We start from the raw sequence: 23,520 nt of genomic DNA, 5'->3' as shown, positions 1-23,520 counted from the left end.
TAAAGCGTTAATAATACAGCCCCGTTTATACGGGGCTTTTTTTTGGAGGTTACATGATGTACCGCCTCGCCAGATCGGCAATCTTCCAGTTGGATCCAGAGCATGCGCATGATCTGGCTATCAAGAATTTTTCGCGTTTCACCGGCACTCCTCTCGATATCTTTTATCGTCAGCATCTTCCTCCTCGTCCTGTTCAAGTCATGGGACTGCATTTCAAAAACCCAGTTGGCCTTGCGGCTGGTCTTGATAAGAACGGCGAATGCATCGACGCATTTGGCGCAATGGGTTTTGGTTTCGTAGAAGTAGGGACAGTAACACCACGTCCTCAAGATGGTAACGACAAGCCTCGTTTGTTCCGCGTGCTTCCGGCAGAAGGTATCATCAACCGCATGGGTTTCAACAACCATGGTGTCGATGCGCTGGTGGAGAATGTGAAGAAGGCCAAGTACGAAGGAATCATCGGCATTAACATCGGCAAGAACAAAGATACGCCGTTGGAAAATGGTAAAGACGATTATCTGATCTGTATGGACAAAGTGTATGACCATGCAGGGTATATCGCGGTTAATATTTCTTCGCCGAACACTCCTGGACTGCGTTCACTGCAATACGGTGAAGCATTGGACGATCTTCTTTCTTCATTGAAAGAACGTCAGAACAAACTGGCAGAAGAGAAGGGCAAGTATGTACCTCTCGCATTGAAGATTGCACCAGACATGACCGAAGACGAATTGGTTCAGGTGGCTGACTCTTTAGTGCGCCATGGTATTGATGGTGTGATTGCAACTAACACCACTCTTGACCGTTCGTTGGTGGAAGGTATGCCGCACGCACATGAAGCGGGTGGTTTGAGTGGCCGTCCTGTTCAGAACAAGAGCACGGAAGTGATTCGTCGTTTGAACCAGGAACTGAATGGTAAACTACCCATCATCGGTGTCGGTGGTATTGACTCAGTGATGGCAGCAAAAGAGAAAATGATGGCAGGTGCGGAACTTGTTCAAGTTTACTCTGGTTTCATCTACCACGGCCCACGTCTGGTAAAAGATATAGTTCGAAATATTTAAGCCGGAAAATTAAGAAATTAGATCGAGAAGGGGAATTTGTTTCCCCTTTTTTTTTCTCTCCTGCCGATTAAACTTCTCCGAAAGCACCTTTAATTTCAATGGTCACGGACCGATTCTCAGGTTGTCGCAGGAGCGAAAACGATGTTGAAGCCAAATAATGCGTGGAAGTGGTACTTCGATTCCGAAGCTCAAACGCTGATGCTGGATTTGGGTCAGGAGATGGTTTTCCGTGTTGCTATTGAAAAGAAACACCTCATCCCCGATGCGTTTGTTGATACCCCATTTTCAGTCGATGACGCATCACTCTTTCAAGCTTACTCAGATGCAGTAAGCATCTTACCTTTATCTGGCCCTAGAAAGGCCGAAATCGTTTTGAACGCAGTGGCAGCAAAACGCTTCCATAAACCGCTTCTACCTAAAAGCTGGTTTTTTCAGGCTCAGGACGGGGATCTCTCTCCAGAACTAGGTTCCATTATTGAACTGAAAACCGATCACGGCAGCGAAGCATTCCTGGTAATTGAAAATGCAGGCTCAGCGTCCTTGTGCATGCATGCCAGTGAGAATCCGCTTATGCTGAACGACACTAAAAATATGCGGTTTTGCGAAGCTATAAAAGTAATGAATGACCGGTTATCTACATACCAACAGCAATACGATAACGGCAGTGGTCATTATGCGTTAGTGGGCTGATAGAGCGGCTTCTATCAGCCCCATTTTCTTTCCGTTGTTTGACTCAAAATCCTCTTACTCCCAAATGCAAAACCGAGCGCTCAGCGCTACCTTGCCAGACACATATACTCGCTCTGTATCCCTAAAGTGAAATGAGCCGATCTCTTGGCATGAAAAAGGGCAATGCTGCTTCGATAGCGTGTGCCTTTATGTTCTGTAAAAAGATTTTACGCGACGGAAATCCTTCTTCAATCTTGCCGAAGAATGAGGCTCAGGTTTCACTCGCTGAGTGATAAAAATCTTCGGTACATTCTCAATATTCTCTGGTAAATAATCCGACAGACTTAGTCCGACATTTCGTTGATTCAGCTGATAATCGGGGAGATGCACCGGATATTAATAGTGATTAATGTCACATTAAATGAAACTATCTGCTGTATTTTTGCTCTCTATTTCTTCTCCATTTAAGCCAAAATTAGCTCAAATTGGTAAACGTTAATGTCGTCATTTCCCCCTTTAGGGAAAGGAATACATTCAAAAACACATGCTGGTATATACCAGATTGTGCCCTAGTTTTATGTTTCTTTTTAGGAATCAATCTAACCAAAAGAAGAATCTTATATTCAGTTTATATTTGGCTTTGTGGATAAGTGTGTGCTTACTTATTGGTCGAGAATCGATGATTAAAATACGAGGCTGTCGTTGAAAGGTAAGGATGGTATGAGTGGGTTTGATGTGTTTCCCAGGGGAAACGAAAATTCGCCTGTGGATAAGTGATAGATGACGGAAAGGTGAGCGTGGGATTGTGAGAAACCGACTTTTTGCTAAGCGTCTTTTTTGAGATGTGATTAGGCATGGCTATGTCTTGCCCAACAGCCCCCAGAGTCTCGGCAAAAAAGGAGCATCCGTGTATCAAGGAAAATAGTGAGATATATCACCCTTGATAGAGCGTTGGCGTCTGAATTCGTTTATAATCGCGCGCAACATTCCTCAGAATCCATTTCCATGAATCAATATTTAGCCATTACCTCCCGCGGTTTAGAAAATTTGCTAGCAGAAGAACTACAAAAACTGGGTGCCAGCAGTGTGAAAGCTGTAAGCGCCGGTGTTCGCTTCCGCGCGGATGAAAAAACTCTCTACACGTGCTGTTTATGGAGCCGCACGGCGTCACGCTTCATTCTTGTTTTGGGTGAATTCGCTGTGCGTGACGACATGGACCTGTATCTGGGCGCATCTGCCATTAACTGGCCGCAATATTTCAGCGAGAGAAAGCGTATTGCTGTTGATTTCAATGGTACAAACCGTGAAATCCGAAACAGCCAGTATGGTGCGCTGAAAGTGAAAGACGCGATTGTAGACCGCTTCGTCAAGGCGGACTTGGATCGCCCTAGCATCGATCGTGAGCAACCAGACCTACGCATTCACATGCGACTCTCTAAAGAGCAAGGCCTACTGGGTATCGACATGGTGGGTTCTGGCTTGCACCAACGCGGCTATCGCACTGAATCTGGTGCTGCACCGCTTCGTGAAACCAATGCTGCGGCATTGGTCATGAAAAGTGGTTGGACGTTTGATAAGCCTTTGCTGGACCCAATGTGTGGTTCCGGTACCTTGCTGATTGAAGCGGCGATGATGGCCGCGGAAGTGGCGCCAGGCCTGAAACGCAAGCGTTGGGGCTTTGAAGCACTGAAATCATTCAATCGTGAAGAGTGGATGGAAGTACACGCAGAAGTAACTTTCAAGTCGAAGAAAGGCCCTGCGAAGTGCGAAAGTAAATTCTTCGGCTTCGATAACGACCGTCGCGTGCTGGAAACCGCCAAAGCAAACGCCCGTCGTGCAGGAGTAGCAGACCTGATTCAGTTTGAGTTAGGTGACGCAGCGGAACTAACGCGTCCAGAAGGCTTCGAAGAGGGCAACATCATTTGTAACCCTCCATATGGTGAGCGTCTGGGCACTACGCCAGGCCTTATAGCGTTATATACCCAGTTAGGCGTTCAGTTGAAGAGCCAGTTTAAAGGCTCAATTGCATCCATCTACTCGGGTTCTGACGAGTTGCTGAGCTGCTTGCGCATGCGAGCAGACAATACTTACAAGCTCCGTAATGGCGCGCTTGACTGTGTGATGAAGACTTATCACATTACCGCACGTGGTGAGGTGACAACGTCACAGGGTGAGCCTGCGCCGGTCGCTGATGTGGCGCCTGAGTTTACCAACCGTCTTCGCAAAAATATCAAAAAGTTAGAAAAGTGGGCTAAGCAACAAGGTGTTGAATGTTACCGTCTATACGATTCAGACCTGCCAGAGTACAACGCGGCAATTGACCGTTACAGCGACAACATTGTTATTCAGGAATATGCACCACCTAAAACCGTCCCAGAAGAGAAGGCACGTCGTCGTCTGCTGGACATGGTTCGCGCCACTATCGCTGTTACGGGCGTCAATGCCAATAACGTGGTGTTGAAAACCCGAGAGAAGCAAAAGGGTACCAACCAGTACGAGAAGTTAGGTGAAGCCAAACGCTTTATGAAGGTTCACGAGTACGGTGTGACATTAGAGGTGAATCTCTACGATTACCTAGATACTGGCTTATTCCTGGATCACCGCTATACACGCAAGATGCTGGGTGAAAAAGCGAAAGGCAAAGATTTCCTCAACCTGTTTGCTTACACCGGCACAGCGACCGTTCACGCAGCAGTAGGCGGTGCTAAATCAACGACCACGGTAGATATGTCGAAAACCTATCTTGCGTGGGCTGAGCGCAACATGAAGCTTAACGGCAAAGTAGGTCGCCAGCACATGTTTGAGCAAGCAGACTGCCTGAAGTGGCTGTCGTTGGCAAAAGGCCAATATGATCTCATCTTTATCGATCCGCCGACTTTCTCAAACTCCAAGCGCATGCTCGATACGTTTGATGTCCAACGAGATCACATCAAACTGATGACAGAGCTTAAGCGCCTGCTGCGTGAAGGCGGCGAAATCGTCTTCTCTAACAACAAGCGTAACTTCAAAATGGATGTCGAAGCGCTGGCAGAGGTAGGCTTACAAGCTCAGAACATCACAAATCGCTCAATCCCTATGGATTTTGAGCGTAACAAGCAGATTCATAACTGTTGGATTATCACACACAAGGAAGGTTAATGGCCTTAATCCTCTACAGCACGGAAGGGTGTCACTTATGTGAAGAGGCATTGGCGCTATATCAGGCAGCGGGTAAAACCGCTGCCTTGCGCGTTGTAGACATAGCGTTTGATGACGCTTTGTTTGAGCGTTACGGCGTCACTATTCCGGTGCTTTCTCTCCAAAATAATGACGGCTCAGTCGACGATGAACTGGGCTGGCCATTCGATTCTTCAGCTTTAAACACTTGGTTAGTAAAACATGGCATTGATTAACATCACTAACGCGCAACTGGCTTATGGTGATAACCCGTTGCTGGATCACGCAGAGTTTGTCCTGCAGCAGGGCGAGCGGGTTTGTTTGGTTGGCCGTAATGGCGCAGGTAAATCGACCTTAATGAAGGTGATTCATGGCACCGTTCAACTCGACGACGGCAGCATTAACCGCCAACAAGATCTAAAAGTTTCCCGCCTAGAGCAGGATCCTCCGCGTGATGCTGAGGGAAGTGTTGTTGATTATGTCGCTGAAGGATTGGCAGAGGTTGGTGCGCAACTCAAAGAGTATCACGACCTTCTGGGTTTAATTGAGCATGACCCAAGCGAGAAGAACATTAATCGCTTGGCACGTGTTCAAGAGCAACTGGAACATTCAGGTGCGTGGCGTTTTGAAAACCAACTGACCACGGTACTAGGCGCGTTGAAACTGGATGGCACTAAAAAGCTGTCTGAGCTCTCTGGTGGCTGGCAGCGCAAAGCGGCGCTGGCTCGCGCGCTGGTGTGTGATCCAGACGTTCTGCTGCTTGATGAGCCAACCAACCACCTAGATGTGGCGACCATCATCTGGCTGGAAACCTTCCTGAAAGATTTCAAAGGTGCCATCGTCTTCATCTCACACGACCGTGCATTTATTCGATCTATGGCAACCCGTATTGTCGATTTGGACCGTGGCCAACTGACTTCCTGGCCGGGCGACTACGAGAAGTACCTAGAAGGCAAAGAAGAGATGCTCCGGGTAGAGGCTGAGCAGAATGCTGAATTCGATAAGAAGCTGGCTCAGGAAGAAACCTGGATTCGTCAGGGCATCAAAGCACGTCGTACCCGCAATGAAGGTCGTGTGCGCGCTCTGAAACAGCTTCGTCGAGAGCGTGCGGATCGCGTAGAAGTGCAGGGCAATGCAAACATTCAACTGGATGAAGCTGTGCGCTCGGGCAAGATTGTGTTTGAAGCGAGTGACATCGACTACCACTGGGATGGTAAAAAGATCATCGGTGACTTCAGTTTCAATGTGATGCGCGGTGACCGTATTGCGCTGATCGGACCCAATGGCTGCGGTAAAAGTACGCTGTTGAAGCTGATGCTGGAAAAAATCGCGCCAGACTCCGGTAAGTTCCATGTGGGTACCAAGTTGGAAGTCGCTTACTTTGACCAGTACCGCGAAAAACTGGATCCGGAAAAGACAGTTATCGACAACCTGGCAGAAGGCAAGATGGAAGTAGAAGTAGGGGGCCGTAAGCGACATGTGCTCGGTTATCTACAAGACTTCCTGTTCCACCCACGCCGTGCTCGTACGCCGGTAAAAGCGCTGTCTGGTGGTGAGAAAAACAGGCTTCTGTTGGCACGAATTTTCCTAAAACCCTGCAATCTTTTGGTGCTCGATGAACCAACCAACGATTTGGACATCGAAACGCTGGAACTTTTGGAAGAATTGCTTGCCAATTATCAGGGTACGTTACTGTTGGTGAGCCACGATCGTCAGTTCGTCGACAATACCGTTACCCATAGCTGGATTTTTGAAGGCGATGGTGTCATCCGCAAATTTGTCGGTGGCTATCACGATGCGATGCAGCAACGTGAGAACTATCTCAAGACCATCGAGTCAGAAAAACCGAAAGCGAAGGAAACTCCAAAGGAAGAAGCGCCTAAAAAACAGGCAAATAACAATAAGCCAGGCAAAAAACTGTCTTACAAGTTGCAAAGAGAGCTTGAAGCACTTCCACAGCTTATTGAAAACCTAGAGAATGAAATCGCGCAAATACAGGAATCGGTAAACGATCCTGCGTTCTTCCAGAAAAGCACGGAAGAAACACAGCCTGTTCTGCAGCGTTTGAGCGAAGCAGAAGCTGAGTTGGAAACCGCCTTTGAACGATGGGAAGAACTCGAAGAGATGCAAAAGGAATCGTAATGCAATTCAACAAATTCAAACTATCTGCTATCGCGCTTGCGGTAGCAGGTATCCCTGCGGTAGCAAATGCTGCTTATTACCAAGTTCAACTATTGGACTCGCCTTCAAGCAATTCCTCTCAGGCAACCGCTATTTCTTCTGATTCTTCGAAGGTAGCCGTAGAAGGGCTAAGTGGGCCGGTTGGTCTGAATTATTCAGAAGAACTGCCTTATATGGTGGATGTCGAGCACTTCATCAACAGTCAGGATGACCTTTACCGCTATTGTCGTGATTATCTCGGCTATAACACCTGTGAAGAGTGGGCTGACGAGAGATGGTATGGCGTTCAAGCCAGCGGAACCGTCTGTAATAGCCAAGACAGCGAACAAAACTGTCTTGGTGGTCTAAAGAAAGAAATCGATGCTTGGACACAAGGGTTTAGCAGCAATAGTGTTGCCAAGCTGGATGGTGCTGATGTAAATCCATTTGGCGATGGCATTGCGGATACTTCTTTGAGCAATCCTGATCCAGCCTCGACAAATGTGGTTATAAATGCAGTTAGTGGTTCAATTCCGGTAGGTGCTTCAAGTAGCCCTTACTTCAAAGTAGGCTCTAACAATGCGCGTGCTTTCCAAAGAAGAGGCTTCTACGGTGACGCAGAGCTATTGCCACCGACTGGTTTGGGCTCCGTTATAGATGGTATTGGGCAAACCAACGCCAACGGTGTAATTGATGCGGCAGGTAAGACAATTGTTTTCGGTTCTGCTTCAGTGGCAAATATGGCTGATGTTGGAAATGGAAGCAAAGCCCCACAGGATAGTGGCTTAGGGAGTCTTTCAAGCTGTGCCAACAGCCTTGATTACTCGAACCGTGCCTGTCAGTACTTCCAGTTTGCCAACCAGGCTTCTATCTGGCTTCCATCTGTAGGAGATACATCGACACCGCTTAACGCATTTACCATTGCAGATTTTCCAAATGGTTCTAGCGGTAATGGAGATGACACAGCACAAGCGAGCGTCAATGCGGCTGCGATAGTTAGTGACAATGCGCCAACTATGGTTGGTTTCAGCACTTACAACGACAGACGATTCTATGCTCGCGCCGTTAAATTCGTGCCCAAAACGAATTTTGCGGACTGTATTGCCAACCTAACGTCAAACTCAGACGAAAGTTGCTGGGATATGTCTCCTATTAAAGCTTTTTCCGACAGAGATGTTTACAGTTACTCGGAAGCTAACGACATCAATGAAAACGGTCTAGTTGTCGGTGTGGCTAAAAGCGCGCGTTTGAATAACGGTGCTTATGCAGAAACTATTTTCGTTAACGACGGCAATTCGACGACACTTCTGGGCGCTTCTCAAAATGCTCTGTTCTTTACGGGCTATAACGGTACTGCCGCCGCTATCAACGTCAATAACCAGTTGGTAGGTAAGATAGACACTGAAAACGCTCGGGATCGTTCACGCCGTCAACGTGGCTACATCTATGCACATGGTGGGGCGATCGGCAGTTCGTCTGCTTGGCTTTTGGATGACCTGACGAATGATGGAAATTTAGGTGGTAACAACCGATTCCGCATTGCAGAAGCCTTTGATATTAATGACGATGGTGCGATTGCAGCTTCAGCATTTTACTGTGCTGATGGTTATTCTTCAGTCGCACATGACGCGCTGTGCAATGGTGAAGAAGAACTGGTCGCAGTAAAACTTACCCGTGGTGGCACTGATCAAATTACTCCGCGCCCTTACGAAGAAAAAGCGATTAGTCGCAGCGGTGGTGGTATTGGTGTGCTAGGCCTCGGGTTGCTGGCGTTAGGCGGTATTTTCCGTCGTAAAAAGTAATTTCACTTTCTGGCTCATCTTCACAAATTTATGTTGGATGAGCCTTTCGATGCTTGATTATTTATTAACCATGCGTGAATCTTAATTGGTGAGGGTCATAAAAGATCAACTTGAATGAAACCTCACTGAAAAGATACAACCATCTTAGGATAAGAGGGCGAATATATGAAAAGACAGAAGCGAGATCGTTTAGAGCGAGCACAAGCGAAAGGCTATCAAGCTGGTGTAAACGGTCGATCCTCTGAGACATGTCCCTATCAAGCCATGGACGCGCGCAGCCAATGGCTAGGAGGTTGGCGCGAAGGTCGAGATACGAAAGTATCGATGCTGAAGTAACTTTTTAACCCACACCAAACTATACATGAGCCCCGGAAAACGGGGCTTTTGTTTACCCTTTAATGCACTATAACTATATACATTTGACTCTACTTAAGCTTCGTTACAGATCGATAGTGGCTAGCGCGTTGCTTATTAGGGGGAGCGGGAGATGAGGTAAAACACAATTAACAAAAAACCGCCCGGAGGCGGTTTAGAATTTGGCGTGTCGATATCGACTTAGAAAGAAGAGGTGTCTTGGAACAAGCCTACTTTCAGGTCTTTCGCTACGTAGATTTCTTTGCCATCCACCAGCACACGGCCGTCAGCCAGACCCATCACCAGTTTGCGGTTGATAACGCGCTTCATCTGGATTTCATACGTCACTTTCTTTGCGGTAGGCAGAATTTGACCGGTAAATTTCACTTCGCCCACACCCAGTGCACGACCTTTACCTTCACCACCGACCCATCCGAGGAAGAAGCCAACCAGTTGCCACATCGCGTCAAGGCCAAGACAACCAGGCATTACTGGGTCACCAGGGAAGTGGCAATCGAAGAACCACAGGTCTGGAGTAATGTCTAGCTCGGCAATGATAAAGCCTTTGCCGTGATCACCACCTTCATCCGTGATGTTAGAAATGCGGTCCATCATCAGCATGTTTGGTGCTGGAAGCTGTGGACGACCTGGTCCGAAAAGCTCTCCTTGGCTAGAGGCTAGGAGGTCGTCTCTGTCGTAAGAGTGGCGTTTCATTAGCATTAAACTGCTCCTGCAAAAAGATAGGAGCAGATTAGCGTACACGTGTACGCTAAACAACTCGGATCAGTTGTGGTTTAACCAGTTTTTAAGCTTATTTATTAAGGATGTGTGACGGGTCTCACCGTGATGAAAAACATCAATTCTCTGGGCGATTTTGCCGAGAAGTGTCTCAGTTTCAACACCATTTTCCTCTTCTTCATCACCGCTAAATGGTAAGCCCGTGATCAGTGGGAAAGCTTCCTCAACATGTTCGACAGCCCAAATGTGGAAGTTTCCGTCGCGAATAGCTTCAGTGACTTCTTTGCTCAGGCACAGCGCGTTGAGGTTGGTCATCGGCAAGATAACACCTTGATCACCTGTCAGGCCTCTATGCTCACAGATGTGATAGAAGCCTTCGATTTTCTCGTTGATGCCGCCAACGGCCTGTACACGTCCAAATTGGTCAACAGCACCGGTGATGGCGATGCTTTGATTAATTGGGGTTTGGGACAAGGCACTGACAAACGCACAAAGCTCAGCAAGGGAAGCACTGTCACCGTCTACTTCGCAGTAAGACTGTTCGAATACAATGGACGCGGAATATGGCAGTGGCTCGTCTAAGTCCAGCGCAGCGCTAACGAACGCCTGCATGATCATCATGCCTTTGGCGTGTATGTTGCCGCCGAGTTCTGCTTTACGCTCAACATCGGCAATATCGCCGTCACCGAAGTGAACCACACAGGAAATACGGGCTGGCTCACCGTAAGCCATCGGGTGTCCCGGCATTTCAATGACTGTCAGGCCGTTTACCTGACCAATGTGTTCGCCACGGGTATCAATGAATACCTGACCTTTATGAATGTCATCAACCGCGCGTAACGGCAGGTAAGACTCTCTGAAGTATTTAGCCTCGATGGCAGCTTCAACATCTGCGGCCACAATGGTCTCGCCAGTACTTTGATAGTCTGCTTCACGCAACAAGGTTTGTGTCCAGAGCGGGCAGAGCGGCAATCTTTCCTGATCTTCGGTATATCTTGCACCGGCCTGCATCACACGTTGAGCGGCTTCTGGATCAAGAGGTTTGATACCGAAAGCTTGTTGATGACCTTTCAACACTGATAGATAGGTAACAACGTTCTCTTCGGTCAGATACATGTCCTGTTCGAACTCTGTGTAACTTGCCAGGCCATGCAATTCAGGCTCGCCAGCTTCAAAGTCAGACATCAATGCGCGATCGCCAACAACGATAACTCTGACGGAAATTTCTGAAGGTGGTGGTAGCTCGCAGTAAACATCTGGTTTTGCGCTTTTCCAGCCCAGCTTGTTCGTTGACAGCAGGGACTTCAATCGGCTCCAAACGTTGGGTTGAGCAAGAATGCAGCCAAGAGAAATGAGAAGCACGCCGCCATTTGCTTGATGGAGGAGACCATTCACAGTGCGTGACGTTGTCACATCTGAATTGTTCGGATACACTGCGCCAAACAGCTGAACTTCATCGATATTCTCTGCGATGACCACAGGCATATCTTCTGACGGTAGCGCCGCTTTCGTCATGTTCTCGAGCAATTTCAGGTAGTCATAAACATCTGGTGCCGTCACCAGAAGAAGACGCGGGAAGTGATGCTCATGAACGAGACGTTCAATGCTGCTTTTTAATCTCGGTTGCAATGCACAAGGAGAGGTCGCTTCGATAGCGGCGTATTGACGAATGTGCGCTTCAACATGAGAAAACTGCGGCACGACGGACTGCCAGGAAACTTCTTGCATACGTTTGGGTATCAACTTTTTCAGTGTATTAATTACCGATGAGTATAAATGAATACGCTCCTTCAAAGTAGCGAAGATAACCAGTTGTCGGTGTTAAAGAAACGAAGTGAATAGAGCCTGGATACAAAAGGGTTCAGTTTTGATATCTGAATAGAAAAGATCAAAGAGATACGCAGAGTTAATTTGATTAAAAAGTAAACTGCTGTTACGCTGTCACTGTATTTCACATTTATTTTGCTCTCAACCAAATAAAACTCGAATTATGAAATATCAACAACTTGAAAACCTCGAAGCCGGATGGAAATGGAGCTATCTGGTCAAAAAGCATAAAGAAGGTGCGAACGTTACACGTTATGTCGACACCAGCGAGGTCGAAGCCGCGGTGAAGTCACTGTTAGCGCTCGAACACGAGCCTACAAAAGTGATCGAATGGATCGGCGAGCACATGTCTTCGGAGCTTGATACGAAGCTCAAGCAGGCGATTCGTGCGAAGCGTAAGCGTCACTTTAATGCTGAACAAGAGCACACTCGTAAAAAGTCGATTGACCTGGACTTCAGAGTTTGGGAAAAATTGTCTTTGAAAGCGCAGGAACTCGATGCGACGCTCTCGGACACGATTGAATACCTGATTGGTGAGGCCAACCGTTCCCAGAATGCTAACAAGAAAGTAGATGCGCTGAAGAAGGATTTGAGTAGTTTGCTCGACATGTAAGGAGTCTGCATGGAGTACTTTCTCGCAGCCAGCTTTATCGCTTTATTCGCTTATCTTTTGGTTGACCGTCCTATTATTCTTATCAAGTTTAAGGACGGTCAGCTTGTTAATAAGAAAGGGAAAATTCCTCATGGTTTTCTTCATGACTGTGAAGAAATCAACAAGCGAACGCCTTTCAGCGGCACCATCAAGGTGTATCGAAACCGTTTTAATCCTGCCAAGCTGGTTCTATCGAAAGATATAGACCACAAGGTGCAGCAACGTATCCGCAACGTTTTCCCACACAAGTCATTTAAATAACCATCGTTTAAGTCGCCATGTCATCCGTTGAACCCTTCGCATTTCGTCTTACCCGAGGCGCAGATCTCAAGCAGTCAATTCTCGATGCGGTGAAAACGCATCAGATTCAGGCAGGCTGTGTTGCTTCGCTGGTGGGGTGCCTGTCTGAATTAAAAATTCGGGTGGCGGATGGAAAATCTACGCTGAGTAAAATCGAGCCATTCGAAATTCTTTCTGTGTCTGGCACGCTCACGCCAGAGCATGTTCATTTACATATTTCGGTTGCGGATGAACAAGGCGCTGTCACAGGCGGGCACTTGATGGATGGGTGTGTTGTCAGTCACACCGCGGAAGTGTGTTTACTGAAGTTTGATGGTTACGGGTTCAGTCGAGAGCATGATCCTGATACTGGCTACACCGAGCTGGTGGTGAGCAAAGATTAAATACAAGAACGGACGCCTACAAAGCGTCCGTTTTTGTATTCGCGCAGTTTTATGTCTTTTATTCATTAAATTGAATGACTTATCACTAAAGTGAAAAATTTCCCGAGGGAGATAAAATGTTTTGTGCGTAAGTATTCATGATTATGAATTTACCATTTTAATTTCATTACCTTACAAGAAGTTCATTGCTCACTTTTTCTTCAAGTCCTTCCAAGAAACCCCAAACTTTGCCAGATACTTTTGAAGCCTCGCCGAGTCGTTAGACTGAACCTTTTTCTTGCGACTGATATTGAACAATTCTCGTCCCGCAGACGCCATCGAATCATGTCGGTCACATACACTCAACACATAGTTAAGCTGGTGCGCGTCAAAGGTATCCAAATCCTCTCTGACTTCGTCATCTAACAGAGAAAGATAGGAACTGGCGCTTTCATTCGACGAGCCGCTCCACATACCAGAGAGACGCGCTATTTCATCGTCTACATCTTCAACCGCGATCCTTGATGAATCCGCCAATGTACCCAATCGGGTGACTGCAGAGCTTAAGTCGCGGAAGTTACTGTTCCAGGTCGCCTGATGAGAGAGCGCAAAGGAGAGAAACTTATCGCGCGCTTCTTTGTTGAAGCGAATGCGATCACCATGTTTCTCGGCGAAGGCCATTACTTCATAATCCAGATTAGGTTCAATATCCTCTTTGCGGTCTTTTAGCCCAGGAAGTGGGTACGCCCACAAGTTAATTCTCGCCAGCAAATCCTCACGAAACGTGCCCTCTATCACCATGGCTTTCAAATCACGGTTTGTACCGGCGATGAGTTGAAAATCGCTGTGTACGTCCTTATCGCTGCCAACAGGGTGAAACCGCTTGTATTCGATGGCATGAAGCAACATAGCTTGCTCCTCAAGCCCAAGCTCGCCAATTTCATCCAGAAACAGAAGCCCTTTGTCGGCGGCGCGCAGAAAACCTTCACGCGCCGCAGAAGCGCCCGTGAAAGCGCCTTTGGTATGTCCAAACAGCGCCGCCATCGCGTTCATGCCTTTAAGCGTTGCGCAGTTCACAGTAACAAGTTCCCCCTTGAGCAAGGCGCGGCGTTTTTTGAGCTGATAGATGCGCTGAGCGAGTTGGCTTTTCCCTGCACCTGTTGGTCCGGTAAGCAGGATAGGGGCAGTGGAGCGAATCGCGACCTTTTCGATCTGCGAAATCATCCGGTTGAAGGCTTCATTGCGTGTTTCTATACCGCCTTTCAGAAAGGTTTCGTCTTCAATTCGTGCATTATCAAAGCGCGTGGCGAGCTGGTCATAGCGAGACAGATCCAGATCGATAATCTGCACACGGCCAATGGTCTTATCTTCCTTGGACAGGTCTGGCGCAGACTGGATCAGCTTACCCGGAAAGTGACGACTCTCCGTCAGCAGGTAGCTACAAATCTGTGCCACGTGAGTGCCCGTGGCGATGTGGAAAAGGTAATCATGATTATCGATGTCGAAATCCATGGCTTCACAAAAGTCATAGAGCTTGGCGTACACCTCTTCAAAATCCCACGGATCGGCGAAGTTCATCTGGCATAAGGCAACGCTTGTGTCTGGCGAAACGGATTCGATATCAACGGCAACGTTATTGGCAAGGCGCTTGGAATGGTTGTCATGCAGTAAATAAAGCGTGTCGATAGACAGGCTTTCTTGTTGAACCAATCCGACATTTGGTCTCCAGCGCGTCCATCTATCAACCCGTTTTCCAATTCTGTCTAACTGTGTGCCCAAAAGGCTGACAACAATCGTTTTCTTCATCACCACATTCATATCCAAAAAGATATATCCATATCCAGAAGTATCGAATATTTGAATATTACTGGCAATAAATCTGGTGACTGATAATCGACTGAAAATATTTTAATTCAATAAAAACAATAAAATAAAAATTAATTCTTACTCTTTTTTTGAAGCTGGCACGTGACTTGGAATAACAAGTTCGTGGTTAGCGGCGTGTGGTTCTGAATACCACCCCGGTGCACCTCACATTGTGAATGTGTATACCAATCACGTTTCCCTGGAAGGGAGCAGGAAACTGCCGAGGGTTCGATTCCCTAAATATCTGACCAGATAGCTAAATGGATAAGCAGCGGAAACTCTCCGTGAATGCGGGTTCGATTCCCGCTCTAGTCACCTTAACTGATAGTTCAATTGGTAGAACGGCGAAGTTAATTCGTATGTCGTGGGTTCGAGTCCCACTCAGATAACGCATACAAATTGAAACAAGGAAACGAACGGAGCAACCAATGAGATGAAGACGCAACCGCGCAGAGGGGTAAAGCAGGCAGGAAGCTCCCTTTACCAAGAGCGACAGTTTCCACTGCATCGTCACGCTGTGTCCTTTCGTTTCTCACTTAAACAAGGAAAAAGATTATGTTTCGTAAAACCATCAAAATCGCAGAAAACGAACGCGCACTGGTTTTTCAAAACCAGCAACTAACCCAAGTGCTTATGCCGGGTTTACACAAAATTTGGGACATGAAAGACGACGTTGAATTCGAAGTTTTCGATATCGACGAGCTGTATTTCTACCAGAAAAACGGAGAGCGCTTATACCAAGGCTCAGCCTCTTTGAAGGAGCACATCCAACACGAGAAACTTCAGGATACAGAAGTAGGCATGTTGTATCTTGATGGCATGTTGCGTGGTGTGGTGGCACCGGGAGAGCGTCTGTTTATGTGGAAAGATGCCGGTGACATCCGATTGGATCGTATCGACATTGCAGACACACCGCAGGTGGAAGATAAAACGCTGTATTTGATCAACAAAGCTGGTGTGAACCTGGCGACGCGTTTGATACGCAGTGAATCGACGGTCGCAGTGAAACCCGTAGCGGTGGCGACAGTGAAAAACAGCCATGTCGGTCTGCTTTATATCGACGGCAAGCTGGCAGAAAAACTGTCTCCGGGCACTTATGGCTATTGGCAGTTCAACCGTGAGTTTCAGTTGAAAAGCTATGACACGCGCACCCAGATTCTGGAAGTGTCAGGTCAGGAAATCATGACCAAAGACCGCGTTAGCCTTCGCATCAACTTAACCGCCAACATCCGCATCTTGGATGCTGAAACAGCTGCCAGCAGCGTGGACGATGTCGAACAATACGCCTACAAACTGCTGCAGTTAGCGTTGCGTGAAGCCATTGGCACCAAAGCGTTGGACGATTTACTGCTGGATAAGCTCTACGTGGGTGAAACCGTGAAAGAGCTGGTGGCAGAAAATCTGAAAGCAGTCGGTGTCGAGTTAGGCAACGTGGGTATGAAAGACATCATTTTACCCGGTGAAATCAAAGCGATTCTCAACCAGGTGGTTGAAGCGCAAAAAGCGGCAGAGGCCAACGTGATCAAACGTCGTGAGGAAACGGCAGCGACACGAAGCTTGCACAACACCGCCAAAGTGATGGAAAACAACCCAACACTGATGCGCCTGAAAGAGCTGGAAGCACTTGAAAAAGTGGCGGACAAAATCAGCAACCTCAACGTCTATGGTGGTCTGGAAGGACTCATGCAAGGCGTGGTGAAAATGACATAGAAAACGCGTCTTGCCTTGGGTAATACGGTAAGGCGCGTCATCAAGGAAAGCACAATGTGTACTGAAAACTACATCGAAATTAAAAACGAAAACAAAGCAACGATAAAAGCGTGGACCAAAGGCGTACCGTTTGAAGATAAGGCACGCCAACAGCTGAATAACATCGCATCTATGGATATTGTTCACTCCCATATTGCCGTAATGCCGGATGTTCACCTTGGTATGGGAGCCACGATAGGCAGCGTGATCCCATCGGTCAAAGCCGTCATTCCAGCGGCAGTAGGAGTGGATATCGGCTGCGGGATGCTAGCGACCCAAACCTCGCTGAAAGCCTCACAGCTCCCGGATAACCTAAGTGGTATCCGACATGCCTTTGAGTCTGCTATTCCTCATGGAAGAACATCTGGGCGAGGGAAAACCGACCGTGGCGCGTGGCATAACATCCCTGACGTGGTAGCGAAAGAATGGAAAAAGCTGGAACTGCGCTTCGAGGCGATCTGCCATAAGCATCCGGCCATCAAGAAAAGTAATCACGTTAACCATCTTGGCACCATGGGAACGGGGAACCACTTTCTGGAGCTGTGTCTGGATGAAAACGACGCAGTTTGGATCATGCTTCACTCTGGCAGCCGTGGCGTAGGAAACCGAATAGGTACCTACTTTATTGAACTGGCCAAGAAAGAGATGGAACGGCACCAGATTCACCTTCCCGATCAGGATCTTGCCTATCTGGAAGAGGGTAGCGACTACTTTAACGATTACGTTGAAGCTGTCGAATGGGCGCAGGATTTCGCCGCTAAGAACCGTGAAATCATGATGATTAATGCGATTACAGCACTGAGAAAACAAATCCCAGTGCCATTTGAAACGGCAGACGTGGCGGTGAATTGTCACCATAACTATATCTCGCGGGAAACGCACTTTGGAAAGTCGTGCTATGTCACCCGTAAAGGTGCGGTGAGGGCTGGCAAGGGCGAACTGGGGATTATCCCCGGTAACATGGGGGCGAAGTCCTTCATCGTTCGAGGGCTGGGCAATCCAGAAAGCTTCGAAAGCTGTAGTCATGGCGCAGGGCGTGTCATGTCGAGAACACAGGCGAAAAAGGTTTATAGCATCAAAGATCAAGTTGCCGCGACGGAAGGTGTTGAGTGCCGAAAAGATGCAGCAGTGATCGATGAAATCCCGCACGCTTACAAAGATATCGACAAAGTCATGGAAGCACAGAAAGACCTTGTCGAAGTGGTGCATACCCTGAAGCAAGTGGTTTGTGTGAAAGGGTAAATACGACTGACCACACGTTAAATCAATAAGATAAGCAGGAGCGTGTCTCCTGCTGTTTTATATCTCTTAATGCACTATAACTTATTGGTGTTGGGCTGCCATAATCTTGCCACAATTGGTCTGAATTGGCCTCAGTTGCTACCCAGAACCGACAGATTGATTTGGTGTAATGCCAGTCAATAACAACAGGTCAAGGAAGTGGCGATGTACTCCCTGAAAATCTCCAAAATCTCATTCAAAGCGCCATTGGCAGATTGGCTGCTGACAGCGCTTTTCATCATGTTCCTCCCTGCTATTGCCTTTGCCAATGAGGAAGAAGGCGGCTTGTATATACAAACGCAAAACAGCGAAGACAAGCTCTGGACGGCTGCACCTCAGCTTTCCACCAGCGCAGATATGGTGATAAACGGTCTGGTAAATCGTGTGAAGGTCGAACAGCGTTTTACCAATCCAACAGACGATTGGATTAACGCCCGTTATCTGTTTCCGCTACCTCAGAATGCAGCGGTCGATCATCTGACGATTCAAATCGGTGAGCGCATCATTGAAGGTGAAATCCAAAAGAAACAGCAAGCGAGGGAAACCTTCAACCGTGCCGCTGAGCAGGGTAAAAAAGCCTCGTTGGTGGAACAGCACCGCGCGAACTTGTTCTCTTCGCAGATTGCCAATGTCGCGCCTGGTGAAACCATTGTGGTGAATATCCAATATCAGGAGACGGTTCACTATGAAGATGGCGAGTTCAGCCTTCGTTTCCCAACCACCTTCACGCATCGCTACATTCCGGGTTTGCCAGATTCGACGGCACTGCAGGCAAGAGGCGATACAGAAGCCCAAGTCTTAGAAGAAGGCGACCAACGCGTTGAAGAAGTGGTAACGCCGTTACAGGAAATGCAAAACGGATGGGCGGTGGCAACGCGTCAGGTGCCGGATGCCAATGAAATCACGCCGGAGTATCGTGATCCATTGCTGGAAGATGAAATCGCTTTTACGTTGGAAGCCGACATCAACATGGGTTTGCCCATTGATTTTATCGAAAGCACTACGGCTTCCATTAATGTCCAGAAAGTCACTGATAGCCGCTATTCCGTCACACTGAGCGAAATGGAAATCGCCAATCAGGATTTTGTACTCAAGTGGCGACCAGCGGCAGCCAGCATGCCGGTTGCCGCCTTGTTTGTGCAGGAAAAGGAAGGCGAGAAATACGGCCTTTTGATGGCGATGCCGCCGCAATCTAAGCAGACCAATAGCATCCCGCAAAACATCACTTTGGTGTTGGACATCTCCGGGTCCATGTATGGTGAGTCCATCGAGCAAGCCAAAGAGGCTGTCATCTACGCGCTGCACAGCCTTGAAGCCGACGATTACTTCAACCTGATTATCTTTAACCACGAAGCGCGTCGCTATTCGTCAGTGCCTGTGCAAGCAACCCTCAAAAATATCGGTTTAGTCAGCAGCATTGTTCGTGGGATTGAAGCAGACGGCGGTACCGAAATGGCGACAGCATTGGAGTTGGCATATGCCTCAGAGCCAATGACTGGTTACCTCAACCAAATTGTCTTTATGACAGACGGTGCCATTGGCAATGAAGACGAACTGTACGGCTTAATCAGCAAAGGATTGAAGGACCGAAGACTGTTTACTGTAGGGATCGGCTCTGCGCCAAACAGTGCCTTTATGCAGCGCGCCGCCGTATCAGGTAAAGGAAGCTTCACCCATATCAGTAACCTCAACGAAGTTTCTACATCCCTAAAGCCGCTGTTTGAAAAGCTTTCCAGTCCTGTGATGAAGGATATTACCGTGAAGTGGGATAACGGCGAGCCTGTTGATGCGTGGCCAAACCCAGTACCGGATCTTTACAAAACCCAGCCTTTGGATTTGGCGTTTACCATCCCTGAAAACGCGAGTACATTACAGCTAACAGGCATTCAAAGTGACGCACCATGGCAACTCGATATTGACCTTGAAGCGATTCAGGCGGGTGCTGCGACAGGTATCGACGTACTTTGGGCTCGCAAACAAATAGAAAGTATCACCCTCTATCAAAGCTTGAGTGCAGGTGAGAAAGAAAACCGAATCACAGAGCTAGGTTTAAACCATCACATTGTCACCAAGCATACATCGCTGGTCGCCGTTGATAACAACCCAAGCCGACCGTTGGATGAGAAAGCAAAGCCACATCAAATCAATCCTCATGCGCCCAAAAACAACGTCGCCATGCTGCAAAGTGGTTTAGGAAGCACCTTCATGATGTTACTGGGTGGATTAATGCTGGCTGTCAGTGCGGTAGGGATTCGCTTCAGTCGAGCATCGCGTGACGTTTTTCAATAGAAGGTCAGTATACATGGAAGTCATCCGTCGTTATTTTCAACAGAAGCCCTGGCAACTCGTTTTTATCGCTAGCTTCCTGTGTGGAGGTGTCATCATGGCAAATGGCCTATACATCAAAGCCAAGGCGCAACTCGCCCAATTCATGATTGCCCATGCTTGGGAGAAGCAGAAACAAACGGGCGAGAACCAAGCCCCTTGGCCGTGGGCTGATACTTATCCCATCGCCAAGATTGCATTGAAGAACAACAAGCCGCAGTGGGTGTTGTCTGGCGCCAACATGCGAAACCTGGCGTTTGGTCCCACATTGCAGATGCAAACTGCTTTGCCGGGAAGGAGGGGAAACGTCGTCATCTACGGTCATAACGACACCCATTTCGCAGGATTAGCAGAGATAAAGCCGGGTGATTCAATGAGCATTGAGACCCGCGCCGGCACTCAGGTGTATTACAGCGTGGAAGAAATCAGCATCGCTCATGAATCCGACACTCAGTGGATAGAGCAAACCGACGATGATCGCGTCACTCTGGTGACCTGTTATCCATTCGATGCGATGACATTTAACGGGCCATTACGCTACGTTGTCGTAGCGAAGCCTCAACTCACGCCAGACTCACTCCGAGATTTCGCACCTGATGTTTTCTATTCCGCAAAGACTGAAACCGAACAGTGGCTTTAGAGCATAGACATATCTTTAATGCACTATAACTTATTGGCATGCCTATAAAGCAAATCCAGTCACTGCACATGTTCTACTTGCTTATCTAACTGAAAATATGAGGTTTAAACTGAAAGTGAGCCTAATAAAAAAAGGGCGCGAATCGCGCCCAAATGGGAGGCTTAGTGATGGATCGTTATAGTTATTGAGTAAGCAGTGTGTGGAACTGGGTGAGCCAGGCAGGATGAGCTGGCCATGCTGGTGCCGTGACGAGGTTACCGTCGGTAATGGCTTCGTCCATTGCAATGTCTGTGAATTCACCGCCAGCCAGTCTGACTTCCGGAGCACAAGCGGGGTACGCGGAAATCGCGCGGTTTGAAACCACATATGATGCCGTGAGTAACTGGGCGCCGTGGCAAATGGCAGCAATCGGTTTGTTTTTGTTGTTGAACGCAGTGATCAAGTTGAGCACATCTTCGTTCAAACGCAGGTATTCTGGTGCGCGTCCGCCAGGTAAAAGTAAACCGTCAAACGAGGCTTCGGATACCGCATCGAAATCCGCATTCAACGTGAAATTGTGGCCTGGTTTTTCGGTGTAGGTTTGGTCGCCTTCGAAGTCATGGATAGCTGTTTTGATGGTTTCGCCATTTGATTTCCCCGGACAAACCACAGAAACCGCGTGCCCTAAAACCTGAAGCGCTTGAAAGGGCACCATGATCTCATAGTCTTCAACGAAGTCACCAGCGATGATAAGAACTCTAGCCAACGTTATTTCCCCTGATGTAGTTACTGACGTTATTGTTGTTACGGCCCAATGGGTTAGGCTCATATTTATCTGTGTTTTTCAGAACATTAGTACAGCAGTGGCGGGCTACAAGGCGAGTAATCAGGTATTCGAGATTGGTCTATTCTGAGTGCAATCGGTACATCGGTCAGTTACAAACACCTTCGATATTGCAGTGAAATTACCTAAAAAATGTGTGGCTCATCATTGAAACAGAGTGCGTATGGATCGCATTTTTCTTCCACATAAACCGGAAAAACTTTCCTCAGATTCACATAACAAGAATGATGTCGCCAACAAAAACAACAAAGAGGCAATTTTCTTTATGAGCCCAAATTTAATCGTTCTCGATGGCGCCTCTGGAGCGGGTAAAACCACGCTGGCAAAAGCTCTCCAGGAGCAGTTTCTTCCAGAAAACTGGCTGTATTTTTCTATCGACACATTAGTCTATTCACTTCCACCGTCAGTGCTTCAGCGCTGTAATCAGGAAAATGACTGGCGTTCACTGGACCCAAATACCCTGATGAACGGGGCATTCTCTTGTGTGAATGCATTGCTTGAAGCAGGCAACAAAGTGATTTTTGATGCTGTGATTTCAACGCCACAGCGAGCACTGAAAATGGATCTGGCTTTCGAGCGCCATGAGCGTTTATATGTTGGTCTTGTCTGCGAACTTCAAGAGTTAGAGAGACGCACATTTGACCGAGGAGATAGAACGTTAGATGAAGTGAGGCATGGCTTCTACACATCACCACATCATCTGAAATATGATCTCAAACTCGACAGCACCAAAACGCCTGCGACTGAACTCGCAACAATCATTGCGGCAACTTTGCAGGAGCAAGTCACCAAGGCATAAACAACGCATGACTTAACTATCATGCATACGAGCCGACAGTGACGAATCCAGAAGACCTCAAGAAACTAGAACAAAAGATCGCGATGGGGATGCCCAAACACATACTGGTTTACGGTGTGTTGTTGTGGGGAATTCCTACCGCGATTTTTTATGCCGCTATCACGCCACTTTTTACCGGAAAAGGCTTCATAGAAGCGCTCTCTTTCTCGCTTTGGGCATTTCCATTAGGCGGTATTTTCTATGGTCTGTATTCTTGGTTAAAAACCAAGAACCTTCTGGAAAAGGCCAAATCATGAAATTCATCTTCCTTGCAGATAAGCCAGAAACACTTCCTACCGTTGCTCAGTGGTTTCTCAATGAATGGGGCCACCTGAATCCGGAAGCGACGCTAGAGCGCAATCAAACCAAACTCAGTGAGTACCTGAACCGAGATACACTGCCACTGATGATCTATGCCGTTGAAGGTGATGAGATCCTCGGTTGTTCCTACCTCTGTTATCACGAAATGAGCATCTACACCGACAAGGAACATTGGGTCGGTGGCGTCTATGTAGAAAAAGCGCATCGAGGCAAGAAGGTCGCATCTCAGATGGTTGGTGAGTTAGAGCGCTTGGCGAGAGACTTGGGTATAGAAAAACTTCACCTCCAAACCGAACAGCTAGACGGAGGTTTATACGGCCGCATTGGGTTTGAGGAAATAGAGCAAGTAGAGTACCGCGGAGTAAAGGTCTCAGTCAGGGTGAAAAGTCTATAAAAACAGGCGATTCACTTTGTCATGCTTCAAGTTCAATACACTGAAAGATCGAGTAAAAAACGCCGAGTGTAAAAATATCCGACACATACAGCTCATTATATTTACAAATAACACAATAATCATTAACAAGTCCTAGCTTGAGACTAAAGGGTCTGCTTCATTAAGCGATACATATAAGAAAAATTGATCCACCTAATCA

General features: G+C 47.6%; 21 protein-coding genes and 1 tRNA gene. 18 read left to right on the top strand and 4 right to left on the bottom strand.

The features are described from left to right. Window positions 1-53 precede the first annotated feature (53 nt). The 7 genes from pyrD to rmf all read left to right on the top strand — a co-directional run bounded on the left by pyrD (window position 54) and on the right by rmf (window position 9,187). Window positions 54-1,064: a quinone-dependent dihydroorotate dehydrogenase gene (gene pyrD, locus RN22_RS00755; protein ID WP_046302688.1), complete on the top strand. Its 1,011-nt coding sequence runs from the start codon at window positions 54-56 to the stop codon at window positions 1,062-1,064. A 141-nt stretch (window positions 1,065-1,205) separates the two neighbouring features. Further along, window positions 1,206-1,754: a cell division protein ZapC gene (locus tag RN22_RS00750; RefSeq protein ID WP_046302687.1), complete on the top strand. Its 549-nt coding sequence runs from the start codon at window positions 1,206-1,208 to the stop codon at window positions 1,752-1,754. 984 nt (window positions 1,755-2,738) lie between these two features. Further along, window positions 2,739-4,871 carry a bifunctional 23S rRNA (guanine(2069)-N(7))-methyltransferase RlmK/23S rRNA (guanine(2445)-N(2))-methyltransferase RlmL gene (gene rlmKL, locus RN22_RS00745; protein ID WP_046302711.1) on the top strand — a complete coding sequence of 711 codons (2,133 nt, stop codon included), beginning with the start codon at window positions 2,739-2,741 and terminating at the stop codon, window positions 4,869-4,871. Next, complete coding sequence (locus RN22_RS00740; protein WP_002537084.1) at window positions 4,871-5,125, top strand: glutaredoxin family protein; 255 nt, start codon at window positions 4,871-4,873, stop codon at window positions 5,123-5,125. Before rlmKL ends, RN22_RS00740 begins: the two co-directional genes overlap by 1 nt. Beyond that, entirely contained in the window at window positions 5,112-7,031 is a 1,920-nt protein-coding gene (locus RN22_RS00735) for an ABC transporter ATP-binding protein (protein ID WP_046302686.1), read from the top strand. Before RN22_RS00740 ends, RN22_RS00735 begins: the two co-directional genes overlap by 14 nt. After that, window positions 7,031-8,851, top strand: a complete 1,821-nt coding sequence (locus tag RN22_RS00730; RefSeq protein WP_046302685.1) for a DUF3466 family protein — start codon at window positions 7,031-7,033, stop codon at window positions 8,849-8,851. The genes RN22_RS00735 and RN22_RS00730 overlap by 1 nt, the downstream gene beginning before the upstream one ends. Window positions 8,852-9,016: 165 nt before the next feature. Next, on the top strand, window positions 9,017-9,187 hold the full coding sequence (rmf, locus tag RN22_RS24595) for a ribosome modulation factor (RefSeq protein WP_082111327.1): 171 nt from the start codon (window positions 9,017-9,019) through the stop codon (window positions 9,185-9,187). Between the two features lie 219 nt (window positions 9,188-9,406). Here the strand turns inward: rmf and fabA are convergent, their stop codons facing one another. Further along, a complete protein-coding gene (fabA, locus tag RN22_RS00725; protein ID WP_002537089.1) occupies window positions 9,407-9,925 on the bottom strand; it encodes a bifunctional 3-hydroxydecanoyl-ACP dehydratase/trans-2-decenoyl-ACP isomerase in 519 nt (172 codons plus the stop codon). A 63-nt stretch (window positions 9,926-9,988) separates the two neighbouring features. After that, the gene (locus RN22_RS00720; RefSeq protein ID WP_046302684.1) at window positions 9,989-11,671 is read right to left on the bottom strand and encodes a Lon protease family protein; all 1,683 of its coding nucleotides are present in this window, start codon (window positions 11,669-11,671) and stop codon (window positions 9,989-9,991) included. A 262-nt stretch (window positions 11,672-11,933) separates the two neighbouring features. Here RN22_RS00720 and matP point away from each other — a divergent pair, with 262 nt between their 5' ends. The 3 genes from matP to RN22_RS00705 are packed head-to-tail and all read left to right on the top strand — an operon-like array spanning window position 11,934 to window position 13,105. Then, entirely contained in the window at window positions 11,934-12,383 is a 450-nt protein-coding gene (gene matP, locus RN22_RS00715; protein ID WP_002537092.1) for a macrodomain Ter protein MatP, read from the top strand. Between the two features lie 9 nt (window positions 12,384-12,392). After that, window positions 12,393-12,683, top strand: coding sequence for a DUF3634 family protein (locus RN22_RS00710; RefSeq protein WP_002537093.1), 291 nt, complete (start codon window positions 12,393-12,395; stop codon window positions 12,681-12,683). A 17-nt stretch (window positions 12,684-12,700) separates the two neighbouring features. Further along, window positions 12,701-13,105, top strand: a complete 405-nt coding sequence (locus RN22_RS00705; RefSeq protein WP_046302683.1) for a PPC domain-containing DNA-binding protein — start codon at window positions 12,701-12,703, stop codon at window positions 13,103-13,105. Window positions 13,106-13,294: 189 nt separating this feature from the next. Here the strand turns inward: RN22_RS00705 and rtcR are convergent, their stop codons facing one another. Next, window positions 13,295-14,902, bottom strand: a complete 1,608-nt coding sequence (gene rtcR / locus RN22_RS00700; protein WP_304413639.1) for an RNA repair transcriptional activator RtcR — start codon at window positions 14,900-14,902, stop codon at window positions 13,295-13,297. 294 nt (window positions 14,903-15,196) lie between these two features. Between rtcR and RN22_RS24940 the strand changes: the two genes are divergently transcribed. From RN22_RS24940 to RN22_RS00675, 5 genes are all read left to right on the top strand, one after another. Then, a tRNA-OTHER gene (locus tag RN22_RS24940) sits at window positions 15,197-15,265 on the top strand. Window positions 15,266-15,505: 240 nt separating this feature from the next. Beyond that, window positions 15,506-16,660, top strand: a complete 1,155-nt coding sequence (locus RN22_RS00690; RefSeq protein ID WP_046302682.1) for a slipin family protein — start codon at window positions 15,506-15,508, stop codon at window positions 16,658-16,660. A 54-nt stretch (window positions 16,661-16,714) separates the two neighbouring features. Then, complete coding sequence (locus tag RN22_RS00685; protein WP_046302681.1) at window positions 16,715-17,941, top strand: RtcB family protein; 1,227 nt, start codon at window positions 16,715-16,717, stop codon at window positions 17,939-17,941. 204 nt (window positions 17,942-18,145) lie between these two features. Next, on the top strand, window positions 18,146-20,269 hold the full coding sequence (locus tag RN22_RS00680) for a marine proteobacterial sortase target protein (protein WP_046302680.1): 2,124 nt from the start codon (window positions 18,146-18,148) through the stop codon (window positions 20,267-20,269). Window positions 20,270-20,282: 13 nt separating this feature from the next. Continuing rightward, window positions 20,283-20,945 (top strand): class GN sortase, encoded by a 663-nt coding sequence (locus RN22_RS00675; RefSeq protein ID WP_046302679.1) that lies wholly within the window; start codon window positions 20,283-20,285, stop codon window positions 20,943-20,945. Between the two features lie 181 nt (window positions 20,946-21,126). On the opposite strand, the gene RN22_RS00670 is transcribed toward RN22_RS00675, so the two are convergent. Further along, window positions 21,127-21,690 carry a DJ-1/PfpI family protein gene (locus tag RN22_RS00670; RefSeq protein WP_046302678.1) on the bottom strand — a complete coding sequence of 188 codons (564 nt, stop codon included), beginning with the start codon at window positions 21,688-21,690 and terminating at the stop codon, window positions 21,127-21,129. A 343-nt stretch (window positions 21,691-22,033) separates the two neighbouring features. Here RN22_RS00670 and RN22_RS00665 point away from each other — a divergent pair, with 343 nt between their 5' ends. From RN22_RS00665 to RN22_RS00655, 3 genes are read left to right on the top strand one after another with little or no spacing between them, the layout of a single operon-like run. Further along, on the top strand, window positions 22,034-22,567 hold the full coding sequence (locus RN22_RS00665) for an AAA family ATPase (protein ID WP_046302709.1): 534 nt from the start codon (window positions 22,034-22,036) through the stop codon (window positions 22,565-22,567). A gap of 38 nt (window positions 22,568-22,605) precedes the next feature. Beyond that, on the top strand, window positions 22,606-22,863 hold the full coding sequence (locus RN22_RS00660) for a hypothetical protein (RefSeq protein WP_002537110.1): 258 nt from the start codon (window positions 22,606-22,608) through the stop codon (window positions 22,861-22,863). Continuing rightward, the gene (locus tag RN22_RS00655; RefSeq protein ID WP_046302677.1) at window positions 22,860-23,321 is read left to right on the top strand and encodes a GNAT family N-acetyltransferase; all 462 of its coding nucleotides are present in this window, start codon (window positions 22,860-22,862) and stop codon (window positions 23,319-23,321) included. The genes RN22_RS00660 and RN22_RS00655 overlap by 4 nt, the downstream gene beginning before the upstream one ends. Window positions 23,322-23,520: the final 199 nt, after the last annotated feature.

This window comes from Grimontia sp. AD028 (assembly GCF_000973155.1).
Classification (GTDB): Bacteria; Pseudomonadota; Gammaproteobacteria; order Enterobacterales; family Vibrionaceae; genus Enterovibrio; species Enterovibrio indicus.
Note: the sequence above shows the minus strand (reverse complement) of the source record. Positions and strands in the feature narration are given on the sequence as shown.

Bases quoted from the DNA above. Each gene is read 5' to 3' on its own strand.
- pyrD (WP_046302688.1), top strand. From the start codon at position 54: ATGATGTACCGCCTCGCCAGATCGGCAATCTTCCAGTTGGATCCAGAG.
- RN22_RS00665 (WP_046302709.1), top strand. From the start codon at position 22,034: ATGAGCCCAAATTTAATCGTTCTCGATGGCGCCTCTGGAGCGGGTAAA.
- RN22_RS00655 (WP_046302677.1), top strand. From the start codon at position 22,860: ATGAAATTCATCTTCCTTGCAGATAAGCCAGAAACACTTCCTACCGTT.
- RN22_RS00675 (WP_046302679.1), top strand. From the start codon at position 20,283: ATGGAAGTCATCCGTCGTTATTTTCAACAGAAGCCCTGGCAACTCGTT.
- RN22_RS00690 (WP_046302682.1), top strand. From the start codon at position 15,506: ATGTTTCGTAAAACCATCAAAATCGCAGAAAACGAACGCGCACTGGTT.
- RN22_RS00735 (WP_046302686.1), top strand. From the start codon at position 5,112: ATGGCATTGATTAACATCACTAACGCGCAACTGGCTTATGGTGATAAC.
- RN22_RS00720 (WP_046302684.1), bottom strand. From the start codon at position 11,671: ATGCAAGAAGTTTCCTGGCAGTCCGTCGTGCCGCAGTTTTCTCATGTT.
- rmf (WP_082111327.1), top strand. From the start codon at position 9,017: ATGAAAAGACAGAAGCGAGATCGTTTAGAGCGAGCACAAGCGAAAGGC.
- RN22_RS00680 (WP_046302680.1), top strand. From the start codon at position 18,146: ATGTACTCCCTGAAAATCTCCAAAATCTCATTCAAAGCGCCATTGGCA.
- matP (WP_002537092.1), top strand. From the start codon at position 11,934: ATGAAATATCAACAACTTGAAAACCTCGAAGCCGGATGGAAATGGAGC.
- rtcR (WP_304413639.1), bottom strand. From the start codon at position 14,902: ATGAATGTGGTGATGAAGAAAACGATTGTTGTCAGCCTTTTGGGCACA.
- fabA (WP_002537089.1), bottom strand. From the start codon at position 9,925: ATGCTAATGAAACGCCACTCTTACGACAGAGACGACCTCCTAGCCTCT.
- RN22_RS00685 (WP_046302681.1), top strand. From the start codon at position 16,715: ATGTGTACTGAAAACTACATCGAAATTAAAAACGAAAACAAAGCAACG.
- RN22_RS00710 (WP_002537093.1), top strand. From the start codon at position 12,393: ATGGAGTACTTTCTCGCAGCCAGCTTTATCGCTTTATTCGCTTATCTT.
- RN22_RS00750 (WP_046302687.1), top strand. From the start codon at position 1,206: ATGTTGAAGCCAAATAATGCGTGGAAGTGGTACTTCGATTCCGAAGCT.
- RN22_RS00705 (WP_046302683.1), top strand. From the start codon at position 12,701: ATGTCATCCGTTGAACCCTTCGCATTTCGTCTTACCCGAGGCGCAGAT.
- RN22_RS00740 (WP_002537084.1), top strand. From the start codon at position 4,871: ATGGCCTTAATCCTCTACAGCACGGAAGGGTGTCACTTATGTGAAGAG.
- rlmKL (WP_046302711.1), top strand. From the start codon at position 2,739: ATGAATCAATATTTAGCCATTACCTCCCGCGGTTTAGAAAATTTGCTA.
- RN22_RS00730 (WP_046302685.1), top strand. From the start codon at position 7,031: ATGCAATTCAACAAATTCAAACTATCTGCTATCGCGCTTGCGGTAGCA.